This window comes from Gordonia sp. GN26, assembly GCF_054823965.1.
The window spans coordinates 1-11,271 of the sequence record NZ_JSYC01000092.1 but is presented as its reverse complement, the minus strand read 5'-3'; the positions used below and the strand labels follow the sequence as shown (position 1 = coordinate 11,271).

Below are 11,271 nucleotides of genomic sequence, written 5' to 3'. Positions count from 1 at the left end.
GACCCCAGGCACCGGCGCCGCGCGTCGTGTACAGCACGGTGTCGCCGATCCGGTCCAGTCCGACGACCGACGGTTGTTGCAGCGGAACGAGATAGCGGATCGGCCACATCTGCCCCCCGTGCGTGTGGCCGGAGAACTGGAGTTCGACGCCGAGTTCGGAGGCCTCGACGGCCTGCTTGGGCTGGTGTGCGAGCAGCAGCACGAAGTCCTCGGGTGACGAACCCTCGAGCGCAGCAGGGAGATCGGGTTCGAAGGGTTCGGGCGCCGTGGCGTCGTACACGCCGGCGAGCTGGATGGTGGCGCCGTCGACGGTCAGCGGTACCCGCGAGTTCCGCAGTGTGCGCACTCCGTAGTACTCCCAGGTGTCGAGCCAGCGGCCGCCGTCGTCGGAGTAGTACTCGTGATTGCCGCTGACGCCGAACACCCCGAGGGGTGCGCGGAGATCGGTGAGCGGTTCCAGGGTGTCGCGGACGTACGGGATCTTGCCGTCGGTGAGGTCTCCGACGAGGAGCACCAGGTCCGGGTTCTGTGCGTTGACGTCGTCGACGATGCGTCGGGTGAACGACGCGTCGCGCGCGGGTCCGAGGTGGAGGTCGGAGACCACGGCGATCCGGAGTCCGTCGAATTGTGCGGGCAGGTTGTCGAACGTCGCGCTGACCTCGGTCACCTGCGGACGGGAGGCCTCGAACACGCCGTAACCGGTGACCCCGAGCGCCACGACGACGACGGTCGCCGTCGCGACCCTCATGCGACGCAGTCTCCGCGGGGCCGCGTCGGCCGTCTCGCCGACCCCGGTGCTGCGGCGTCGAACCCGCCGAATGATGTTCGCCCCGAACGAGATCAGACCGATGATCGCGAGTCCGAGGAACAGATAGAAGACCGCACCGATCCAGATCAGGCCGACGGTGCCGATCGGCCGGGCCCACGACGGGTCCAGGGTCCGGCCACTCGCGAAGCCCACGACGGCCAAGGCCCACAGGACGGTGAGCGCGACGTCGGCGACACCCGACCACGGACGGGGGAGTTCGGTCGCGCGGACGATTCGGCGGTGAAGCCAGAACGTGATCAGACCGAAGAAGACCGCCGGAACCAGCACGGCCAGGAACAGCGCCACGAAAGGCCCCCTGTGAATCGCGGAGAGTGTCCCGCAGATGCGGACCGCCCCATTCTCGCATCGCGGGTCGTGGGTCTTCGCCGGGGTGTGGGCCGGGCGTCGATAGGCTGGCCGACATGAGCGATGTACTGATCAATCCGCTCGACCTGGCTGAGATGCTGCTCGGGACGCCGCCCGTGGTCCTCGACGTGCGCTGGCAGCTCGGCGACTTCGACGGTCGCGAGGCCTACCGGGAGGGCCACATCCCCGGCGCGGTGTACGTCGACCTCGACTCCGAGCTCGCTGCTCCGCCGTCCGGGGTGGTCGGTGGTCGGCACCCGCTCCCCGCGATCGAAGACCTCCAGGCCGCCGCACGGAGCTGGGGCATCAACGACGGCGTACCGGTCGTGGTCTACGACGACACGGGAAACCTGGCCGCGGCCCGTGCATGGTGGCTGCTGCGCTGGGCAGGCATCGCCGATGTGCGCCTCCTCGACGGCGGTCTCGCCGCATGGCGAGCCGAGGGCCTGCGCACGACGACCGGCGACGGTGGACGCCCGCGTGCCGGAACGGTCACGCTGACCGGCGGGAACCTCCCGGTCGCCACCATCGACGACGTTGCGGTCGGCACCGCGACCCTGCTCGACGCCCGCGCCGGCGAGCGGTATCGCGGGGACGTCGAACCCGTCGACCCCCGGGCCGGACACATCCCCGAAGCTCGCAGCGCCCCGACCGCGGACAACATCGACGAGGCCGGCCGGTTCCGGTCCGAGGAGGACCTGCGCCGACGCTTCACCGATCTCGGCGTCATACCCGGTAGCGAGTCCGACGTGGTGGTCTACTGCGGCTCCGGTATCAACGCGGCGCACGAGATCGCGGCACTCGCGATCGTCGGTGTCGACGCGACGCTGTTCCCCGGCTCGTTCTCGCAGTGGTCGTCGGACCCGGACCGGCCGGTGGCACTGGGCGACCAGCCCTGACCGCTACTTCAAGTGCGGGCAGGGCGGGTTCTCGGCGAGACCGCACATGTTCTGGTGCAGGTAACTCGGCACGTCGGTGGGCGCCACGTCGGCGTGCATGTTCACCAGGTTGAAGCCGAGGAAGAACACCGCGAGAATCAAGTTCATCACCGCCGAGAACGCCAGGATGCGCACGACCGCGACGCCGCGGGTGATCTTGAGCCGCTCGATGCCGGCGTCGGTGATCAACTGATCGCCGTTACGGCGGAAGAGATAGAAGCACATCGAGGCCACCATCACGACCGAGCCGAAGAAGACGCCCTCGTAGAGCGGGAACTGGTTGAGCGTGCCGGTGAAGATCGACCAGGTGTCGTTGACCCGCAGGTACGACCACAGGCCCTGACGCTGCAGGAACTGTTCGGAGGCGGTGTCGAGGACGAGGAAGATCAGCAGCAGCGCGATGACGATCCCGGCCTTGTTGAGCCGCGGCCATCGTGCCCGCGCGGATCTAACCAGCTTGTCGATGCCGACGACGGCGAGCGGGAGGAACAGCATGTAGTCGGCGAGTTCGTACAGGATCGGCGCCGGGGTCTCGGGGCCCTTGGCCACCCACCCCGGTACGAATTCGCCCCAGGTGCCCATGTTGAGGAATGCCGAGTTGTACGAGAACACCGGTACCACGGCGTTGACGCCGACGTCCTGCCAGCAGGTGAGCAGCCAACCCATCATGAAGACACCGAGGGTGGGGAACTGCCCGTCTTTGCGGGTGCGGTGCACCAGCCAGATGATCGACGCGATCACGCCGACGATGCAGATGACCTCCGACGCCCGGATGATGACCAGAGTGTGGGTCGGCACCTCGTCGGGGCCCGTGGGGATCGGGGAGAACGAGTCGGAGAAGATCCAGCGGATGTAGACGTAGGCCTGGATCGCGACGAAGACCGCGCCCAAGCGGGCGAGCCACACGATCGGAGGCGACTCCTTGGCCACCGTCACCGTTCCCGTGTCATCGGGTGAGGTTTGCCCGATCGAACCCGAATCGGGTTTCTCCCCAAGTGAACTCGACATCTGATGTTCAGTCCTCCCGATGACCGTCGGTCGGTCTCATTCGATGCGGATCGCGCTCTGCGGACAGTTGGCGATCGCCTCTTCGGCGGCGGTCTCCTGGCCGGCCCCGATGTTCTCGGCGAGCGGGAAGCTCACCCCGTCGTCGTCGAGGTCGAACAGATCCGGCGCGACGGCGATGCAACGACCGTGCCCGCCGCACTTCTCCTGGTCGACGACCACCCTCATCGGGCCGCCGCCCACTGGATCGTCTTGTGCTGCAAATACTCAGAGAGTCCGTGTGCGCCGAACTCGCGGCCGATGCCGCTGTGTTTGTACCCGCCGAACGGTCCGTCGGGCATGAGTCCGCCCCCGCCGCCGTTGACGACGACCATGCCGGTGCGGAGCTTTCGCGCGATGCCGTGCGCGCGTACGGGGTCGGCCGACCAGACGCCCCCGGAGAGTCCGTACGGGCTGTCGTTGGCGATCCGGACGGCCTCGGCGTCGTCGGCGAAGGGGATGACCACACCGACCGGGCCGAAGATCTCGCTCTGGGCGATCCTCATGCGGTTGTCCACGCCCACGAAGAGGGTGGGTTCGACGAAGAAGCCCTTGTCCAGACCTGCGGGTCGTCCACCGCCGTAGGCGATCTGGGCGCCCTCCTGCTGTCCGACGCGGATCAGCTCCTCCACGCGAGCGCGTTGGGCCTCGCGGATCAACGGACCCATCACGACGTTCGGGTCGGCCGGGTCGCCCACCGGTACGTAGTCGAGGGCCATCTTGATGCGGCCCACGAGTTCGTCGTGCAGTGACTCGTGCACCAGGATGCGGGTCATCAGCGCGCAGCCCTGGCCGGCGTGGGTGATGAAGCCACCGAGCACGCTCTGCATCACCTGGTCGAGGTCGGTGTCCTCGAGGAGGATGTTCGCCGACTTGCCGCCCAGTTCGAGGACCACCTTCTTCAGCGACTGTGCGCCCTGCCCATACACTTTCGTGCCCACGGTGTCGCTGCCGGTGAAGCTGATGATGTCGACGCCAGGGTGGGTGGTCAGGGCCTCACCGGCCTCGACGTCACCGGTGATGATGTTGAGGACGCCCGGCGGAAGGCCGGCGGCCTCGGCGATCTCGCCGACGACAAGGGCTTCGAACGGCGTGTACGGCGAGCACTTGAGGACCACGGTGCACCCGGCGGCCAGCGCCGGTGCGACCTTGCAGAGGTTGAGGAAGAGGGGGAAGTTGAACGGCGTGATGAGGGCCGCGACGCCGAACGGTTCGCGGACCACGACGCCCTGGCCGATGCCGTTGCCGATCATCGGCGGCAGTGCGGTCTCGAACCCGAAGGCGGGCAGTACCCGGTCGACGAGATCGAAGAAGTGGTCGATGGGGGTGCCGACCTGCAGGAATTCGGCGAGGGCGCGCGTCGACCCCGCTTCGGCGATCGACAGGTCCACCAGTTCGGCGCGCCGGTCGGCGAATCCCTCGGCCATCCGTCGTAACACAGCGGCGCGCTCGCGCACCGACATCTGCGGCCACGGTCCGTCGTCGAAGGCGGAGCGTGCGGCGGCCACCGCGTCCTCGACGTCCGCGACGGTCGCCTGCGGTACCGTTCCGATCACCGCTTCGGTCGCGGGATTGATGACGGTGATCGTCTCGTCGCCCCGGCCGTCGACCCACTTGCCGTCGATGAAGAGCTGACCTGTTCGAGTGCTCTGGCCTGGTACGTCCGACATCCCGTCGGCACCTCCCTTGCGTCCCGAGGGGATCACTAGATGAGTTAGATGATTCAACCGTACAATGGGTGTGTTCATTTACATGTCGGTTTCGTCAAAACGGAGGCCCGACACGGCCGGGTGTTAGGCTGAATCCCGCTCGGCAGTCGCCGGCTTCGAAGAAGGTGTGGGAATTGGCCAACAGCTCGTTCGACGAGAACGGATTGCCCCAGCGGATTCAGGTCCCGAAGACCGCTGAACTCATCGCTCAACAGATTCGCGGTCAGATCGTCCGTGGCGTGTTGAAGCCGGGCGACATGTTGCCGCCGGAAACGGTCCTGGGACAACGGTTCGACGTCTCCCGCCCCACCTTGCGCGAGGCTTTCCGCATCCTGGAGAACGAATCGCTCATCGTCGTCCGCCGTGGTTCGCGCGGTGGTGTGCAAGTGGTCTCGCCCGACGTGTCCGTGGCCGCCCGCTACGTCGGGCTCCTGCTCCAGATCCAGAACACGACACTCTCCGACCTGTACGAGGCCCGGATGGTCCTCGAGCCCGCCGCGGTGCGGATGCTGGCCGCGCGCCGGACCGACGACGACGTCAAGGCGCTCGTCGAGGTCATCGACGAACTCGCCGACCTCGTCGACGCGGGGGCGGAGTCCGCGGACTTCGACACCTGGTCGAGAACGGCGTTCCGCTTCCACGACCTCATTCTCGAGCGTGCGGGCAATCAGACGATTGGCCTCATCGGACGTGTCCTGGCGGACGTCGTCGCGACGCACATGTCGCGCGTCGTGTCCCGGACCACCGATACCGGGGAGGTCGCCGCGCAGTTCAAGAAGACGATCCGTGCGTTCCGGAAGCTGGTCACCCTGGTCGAGGCGGGTGACGTCGAGGGAGCCGAGGCGCACTGGCGCCGACACATGACCTCGGTCGCCAAGAAGATGCTGTGGGGTCGTTTCGCCACCGAATCCGTGGTCGATCTCTTCAACTGACATCAGGGTTGCCGTCGACAGCGCAACCACTTGTCTCGAATGGTGTAACTGATTGCACTGAATCATCTACGATGAGCGGTGTGCGGCTCGATGCTGCGCACCGACGGTGACCTCACGTGGATTGGCGGGAAACATGGGTGTCGGCCTTCTCCTGGACATGGTGGAGTCCGGGCTCGGCGACCGGGTCGCGCTCGGTGACCGTGCCTCGGGTCTGACCCATGCCGACGTGGTCGCCACCGCCCGCGGGGGTGCGTCGGTCGTCGCCGGGTGCAAACCCTCGGAGGTGATCTACCTCGGCCGTAACGGTCCCCGTTACCCCCAGGTGTTCTTCGCTGCAGCCTTTGCGGGAGTGCCCTTCGTCCCGGTGAACTACCGGCTGGGCGACGAAGTGCTCGGCGAACTGATCGACGACTTCGATCACCCGCTGATCGTCGTCGAGGAACGCTATCGCGACCGGGTTGCCGGACGTGAGCAGGTGCTCGACCTCGATGAGTTCCTCGCTGCGGCCCGCGCGTCGGAACCGTTGCCGCCCATCGATGTTCCCGACGAGGTGCCTGCGGTCCTCCTGCACACGAGCGGTACCACGTCGAAACCGAAGGTCGTTCCACTCCGGCACGAGAACCTCCAGGCCTACGTCTTCGCCACCGTCGACTTCGCCGGGGCCGCCGAGGACGAAGCGGCCCTCATCACGGTGCCGCCCTACCACGTGGCGGCGGTGGGGGCGACGCTCACCAACTTCTACGGCGGACGCCGCGTTGTGCACCTACCCGACTTCGATGCGCATGAATGGCTCGAAGTCGTTGCTCGCGAGTCGATCTCGTCGGCGACAGTGGTCCCGACCATGCTCGCCCGCATCGTCGACGCCCTCGACGGCGACCCCGCCGATGCGCCGGCGCTGCGTCTGATCTCCTACGGCGGTGCGCGACTACCGCTCCCGGTTCTCGAACGTGCCATGCGGGCGTTCCCCGACGCCGGCTTCTGCAACGCCTACGGACTCACGGAGACGAGTTCGACTCTCGCGCTTCTCGGTCCGGACGACCACGCACAGGCCATCGCCTCCGACGACCCGCTGATCCGACGCCGACTCGAGAGCGTGGGACGCCCGGTACCGGGGATGGAGATCGAGATCCGCGATGGCGACGGCCGGCCGGTGGGACCGGGTGAGACCGGGGCGCTGTATGTCCGCGGCGCGCAGGTCGCGGGGTCCTACCTGGGGAAGGGGTCGGTGCTCGACGAGCAGGGTTGGTTCCCGACCAACGACCAGGCCTGGGTCGACCACGAGGGATACCTCTTCATCGCGGGCCGCGCCGACGACACCATCATCCGTGGCGGCGAGAACATCGGACCGGCCGAGATCGAGGATGTGCTGCTCACCCACCCGGCCGTGCGTGAGACGGCGGTGATCGGTCTGCCCGACGAGGAGTGGGGGCAGCGACTGGTGGCGGTCATCGTGGCCGACCCGCAGGCAGGCATCTCCGCGGAGGACGTCCGGTCCCATGTCCGCGCCCGGCTCCGGGGTTCCCGGACACCGGACGAGGTGATCTGGGTAGACGAGCTGCCCCAGACCGCCACCGGGAAGGTGTTGCGCCGCCGGCTGGTGGCGCAGTTCGAACGAGCACAGGAGAAGTCATGACGCTGAAGCCAGGAGCCCGACTCCGCAGCCAGGTCTGCGACACCGAGATCATCGTCGTGAGTCCGCCCGCGGGCGACGTCGACCTCACCTGCGGCGGCGCGCCCGTGGTCCCGATCGGCGAGGACGTCTCGGGTGACACCATCGCCGCCGATCTCGGCGGCGGTAACCAGCTGGGCAAGCGGTACACCTCTGAGGATGCGCCGGGCCTCGAGGTGCTCGTCACCAAGGCCGGGGCGGGAACGCTCGCCATCGGCACCGCCCCGCTCGTCCTCAAGGACGCCAAGCCGTTGCCGGCGAGCGACTGAGGGCAGCGAGGGACGCCGTACGGCGGGGCGCTGAGGTCAGCCCAGCACGCCCCGCTCGCGGTGGTCGCTGATCTGCTCGGGGTCGAGTCCGGCCTCCAGCAGGATCTCCTCGGTGTGCTGGCCGAGCTTCGGTGCCGGGCGTCGCGGCGTCGTGGGCTGTCCGTCGAAGTGGTACGGCGGCGCGACGACGCGGAAGTTCGAGCCGTCCTCGGCGGGCACCTCGGGCAGGAAGCCGTTGTCGAGGACCTGCTTGTCGTCGTGGAGTTCGGCGACGGTCGCGGCCGCGGCCCACACCCCGGAGAACTCGGCGAGGATGTGCCGCCACTCGTCGAGGGTCTTCTCGGCGAAGGCCTTGTCGAGCTCGGCGATGCAGTCGTGCCGGTTGGTGTAGCGGCCCATGTCGTCGGCGAACCGTTCGTCGACGATCAGGTCGACGCGGTCGACGAGGGCGCACAACTCACCCCAGAAGCGTTGCGCTTGCAGGCAGACCAGGTTGATCCAGCGGTCGTCCTTGGTGCGGTACGCGTTGACGATCGGATTGGGGGCGTCGGTCCGATCCTGGCGCGGGATCTCGCCGATGTAGGGGGCTGCGGTCAGGTCGGGGCTCAGCGGCCACATTCCGGTGTTGAGCAGTGAGACGTCGACGACGCCGCCCTTGCCGGTGCGCTCGCGACGGAACAATGCCATACCCACCGCGCCGGCAATCGCGGAGGAACCCTGGAGGTCGTAGTAGGCGGCCGGTTGCATCGTCGGGCGGTCGGCACCCGGAGGTGTCAGTTTGTGCATGGTGCCGCCGGCCGACCACGCTGCCGCCGCGTCGAATCCGCCGACATTCACCTTGTCGCCTTTGGAACCCCAGCCGGTTCCCCGGACGTAGACCAGCTTCGGGTTGACGGCGAGGAGGTCGTCGATGTCGACGCGGAGCTTGGTCCGCTGTGCGGGCAGGTAGCTGGTGAGGACGACGTCGGCCTTCTCCACCAGCTTGAGGAGGAGGTCGTGGCCGTCCTCGGTGGTGAGATCGAGTGCGATGCTGCGCTTCCCGCGATTGGGCACCTCGAGGAAGGGGTTGGGCGCACCCTCCTTGCGGTTGAGGGCGTTCTGGAGATTTCGTTGGGGGTCGCCGGTCGGGGGTTCGACCTTGATCACGTCGGCGCCGAGATCGGCGAGGATGGCACCTGCTCCGGGGACGAAGGTCCAGGCGGCGATCTCGACGACCCGGACGCCGTCGAAAGGTGCTGAGACCGCGAAGTCCTCATCAGATGTCATGCTCACGCCTCCTCGGTGGGGGTGCTGGTGGCGCGCAGGGCGTTCATCATCTTGATCCAGTGTGAACGCTTCCAGCCGTCCTGGTCCTCACCCCAGCCGATCTCGCCGTCGAACTCCCAGCGCATCAATGCGTTGCTGCCGAGTCCGCCCTCGCACATGTGGCTCACCGAGAACCCCTCGGCGGACATGGTGCGGTCGGTCAGGTCGGTGAGGTCGACCTGCATGTGGGCACTCCACCCGGTCTGCGGGTCGCGGAAGTTGCGCATCCGCGACCGAGTCTTGTCGAGGCGCTCGAATCTCCCGTCGCGGAGCAGCCAGCCGTGGTTGAGCGGCGACCAGCCCTCGGCGTCGCCGTCCTGTGGGCGGACGAAACCGAGAAAGCCGGTTTCCGGACCGGAGTGGCCGAAGATGTACTGAATGCGGCCGCGGCCACGTTCGCGTTCGATCTCCCGCCACCGCGGGCCACCGGGGTGCAGGACCTTGTACTCGCCGCGGAGATACTCGGGCTTCTTGGATTGCATGTGGTGCCCACCGCGGGGTCCCCAGGTGCGGTCCCGGATGGAGTACGAGTCGATCGGGATCGACTCACCGCGTAGGACGAGTTCCCCCACCTGGTGACCGAGCTGGTCGAGGTGGGGACTGTGCATCGCCGGCGGCTCACCCGGGGTGAAGCGTCGCGGCGGGTGAACGGCGGTGTGCTCGAACGAGATCGACAAATCGTTCGCCGGATCGGAGTAGGAGATCTGGTAGCGCGTCAGCGGTTCGATCATCTTCACGGAGAAGCCGCCGTGCGGGAAGGTGATGTCCCGCAGATCAGGGTTCTCCGGCATCGGCTTGTCGGTCGCGTTGCGGTAGTAGGCGATGCGACCGAGGTCGGCGCCGCTGGGATCCCAGACGAAGACGCGCCAGGTCACCGTGCCGCGGTTGACGTCGTACCGGGCATGCAACCACCCGCCGATGTGCCGGGCGGGGACGTTGAAGGACCACCAGTTCGTCTCCACCCAGTACGGGTCGTCGGTGGGTGGCACGTGGTACGTGTCATCCGCCGGTGTGAACGGAGTGTCCGCGGTGATCTGGCCGGCGTTTTCGTCAACAGTCACACCTCGGACGCTAGCATAGAGTTAACTTATTTAGTGATGATTCCGATAACCACAAATCAGATAACTCATTGATCTGATGCCCTTGTGGACCCCTGATTCGGCGTGCCACGATGGGAACCGTGGCTCAGCGCGTCGTCCCGCGCTGCCAGCAGTCCGATGGGCCCGGAGGAACTCGGGCGAAACGCGAGGAGATGCAATGCCGCTGCAGGACCACATGCAATTGATCTCGACCGACGACCATCTGATCGAACACCCCGGATTGTGGACCGACCGTCTACCTCGGAAGTACCTGGAAGCCGGCCCCAACATCACCGAGAAGGAACTGCGGCCCGGTCGGCCACCGGCACAGGTCTGGCGTTACGAGGACCGGATCTACCCCTACATCGGACTCAACGCCGTCGCGGGCAAGAAGCCGGAGGAGTACGGTGCCGAGCCCGTTCGCTACGACGACATGCTGCCGGGTTGCTACGACCCCAAGGCGCGGCTCGCGGACATGGACGTCGACGGCGTCCATGCGGCACTGTGCTTCCCGTCGTTCCCACGTTTCGCCGGCACGGTGTTTCTCGAGGGCGAGGACAAGGACCTCGCCCACGCCTGCGTGCAGGCCTGGAACGACTACCTGCTCGACGAGTGGTGCCCGACGGCGCCGGACCGGTACATCCCGATGGTGATCCTGCCCCTGTGGGACACCGAACTCGCGATCGCCGAGATCCATCGCACCGCCCAGAAGGGTTCGCGCGCCATCGCTTTCGTGGAGAACCCGGTCCCGCTGGGGCTGCCGTCCTTCCACACCGACCACTGGGACGGTGTCTTCTCGGCCTGCGAGGAGACCGGACAGGTCCTGTCGATCCATTTCGGGACGTCGGGCAAGCCGCCGATCACCGCACCCGAGGCGCCGATGGCGGTGATGATCGCGCTGTTCGGCTGCAACTCGATGTACGCAACCGCCGACCTGTTGTTCTCCCCGGTGTTCCACAGGCATCCCGGGATCAAATTCGCACTGTCCGAGGGGGGCATCGGCTGGGTGCCGTACATGCTCGAACGCATTGATCTCACCTGGGAGAAGCACCGCTACTACCAGAACATCAACCAGACGGTCCGGCCGTCGGATCTGTTCCGCGAACACATCTTCGGGTGCTTCATCGAGGACCAGCACGGCATCGACAACCG

The 11,271-nt window shown here is 67.1% G+C and carries 11 protein-coding genes; 5 read left to right on the top strand and 6 right to left on the bottom strand.

What is annotated here, in order from left to right; translation table 11 throughout:
* On the bottom strand, positions 1 to 1,114 hold a 1,114-nt coding region (locus tag OK17_RS17520), incomplete at its 3' end, for a metallophosphoesterase (protein WP_461418207.1).
* A 116-nt stretch (positions 1,115 to 1,230) separates the two neighbouring features.
* On the opposite strand from OK17_RS17520, the gene OK17_RS17515 reads away from it, so the two are divergent.
* On the top strand, positions 1,231 to 2,073 hold the full coding sequence (locus OK17_RS17515; RefSeq protein WP_461418206.1) for a sulfurtransferase: 843 nt from the start codon (positions 1,231 to 1,233) through the stop codon (positions 2,071 to 2,073).
* Positions 2,074 to 2,076: 3 nt separating this feature from the next.
* On the opposite strand, the gene OK17_RS17510 is transcribed toward OK17_RS17515, so the two are convergent.
* From OK17_RS17510 to OK17_RS17500, 3 genes are read right to left on the bottom strand one after another with little or no spacing between them, the layout of a single operon-like run.
* Positions 2,077 to 3,120 (bottom strand): spirocyclase AveC family protein, encoded by a 1,044-nt coding sequence (locus OK17_RS17510; RefSeq protein WP_461418205.1) that lies wholly within the window; start codon positions 3,118 to 3,120, stop codon positions 2,077 to 2,079.
* A gap of 36 nt (positions 3,121 to 3,156) precedes the next feature.
* Positions 3,157 to 3,345: a ferredoxin gene (locus OK17_RS17505; protein ID WP_232717888.1), complete on the bottom strand. Its 189-nt coding sequence runs from the start codon at positions 3,343 to 3,345 to the stop codon at positions 3,157 to 3,159.
* Positions 3,342 to 4,826, bottom strand: coding sequence for an aldehyde dehydrogenase family protein (locus tag OK17_RS17500; RefSeq protein ID WP_461418203.1), 1,485 nt, complete (start codon positions 4,824 to 4,826; stop codon positions 3,342 to 3,344). Before OK17_RS17500 ends, OK17_RS17505 begins: the two co-directional genes overlap by 4 nt.
* Positions 4,827 to 4,990: 164 nt before the next feature.
* On the opposite strand from OK17_RS17500, the gene OK17_RS17495 reads away from it, so the two are divergent.
* The 3 genes from OK17_RS17495 to OK17_RS17485 all read left to right on the top strand — a co-directional run bounded on the left by OK17_RS17495 (position 4,991) and on the right by OK17_RS17485 (position 7,735).
* Entirely contained in the window at positions 4,991 to 5,797 is an 807-nt protein-coding gene (locus OK17_RS17495; protein WP_232717890.1) for a FadR/GntR family transcriptional regulator, read from the top strand.
* A gap of 133 nt (positions 5,798 to 5,930) precedes the next feature.
* Positions 5,931 to 7,430 carry a class I adenylate-forming enzyme family protein gene (locus OK17_RS17490; RefSeq protein WP_461418202.1) on the top strand — a complete coding sequence of 500 codons (1,500 nt, stop codon included), beginning with the start codon at positions 5,931 to 5,933 and terminating at the stop codon, positions 7,428 to 7,430.
* Positions 7,427 to 7,735 (top strand): hypothetical protein, encoded by a 309-nt coding sequence (locus OK17_RS17485; protein ID WP_461418201.1) that lies wholly within the window; start codon positions 7,427 to 7,429, stop codon positions 7,733 to 7,735. Before OK17_RS17490 ends, OK17_RS17485 begins: the two co-directional genes overlap by 4 nt.
* Positions 7,736 to 7,771: 36 nt before the next feature.
* On the opposite strand, the gene OK17_RS17480 is transcribed toward OK17_RS17485, so the two are convergent.
* Entirely contained in the window at positions 7,772 to 9,001 is a 1,230-nt protein-coding gene (locus tag OK17_RS17480; RefSeq protein ID WP_461418200.1) for a CaiB/BaiF CoA transferase family protein, read from the bottom strand.
* A gap of 2 nt (positions 9,002 to 9,003) precedes the next feature.
* Positions 9,004 to 10,101 carry a DUF7065 domain-containing protein gene (locus OK17_RS17475; protein ID WP_461418199.1) on the bottom strand — a complete coding sequence of 366 codons (1,098 nt, stop codon included), beginning with the start codon at positions 10,099 to 10,101 and terminating at the stop codon, positions 9,004 to 9,006.
* A gap of 196 nt (positions 10,102 to 10,297) precedes the next feature.
* Here OK17_RS17475 and OK17_RS17470 point away from each other — a divergent pair.
* On the top strand, positions 10,298 to 11,271 hold a 974-nt coding region (locus tag OK17_RS17470; RefSeq protein ID WP_461418198.1), incomplete at its 3' end, for an amidohydrolase family protein.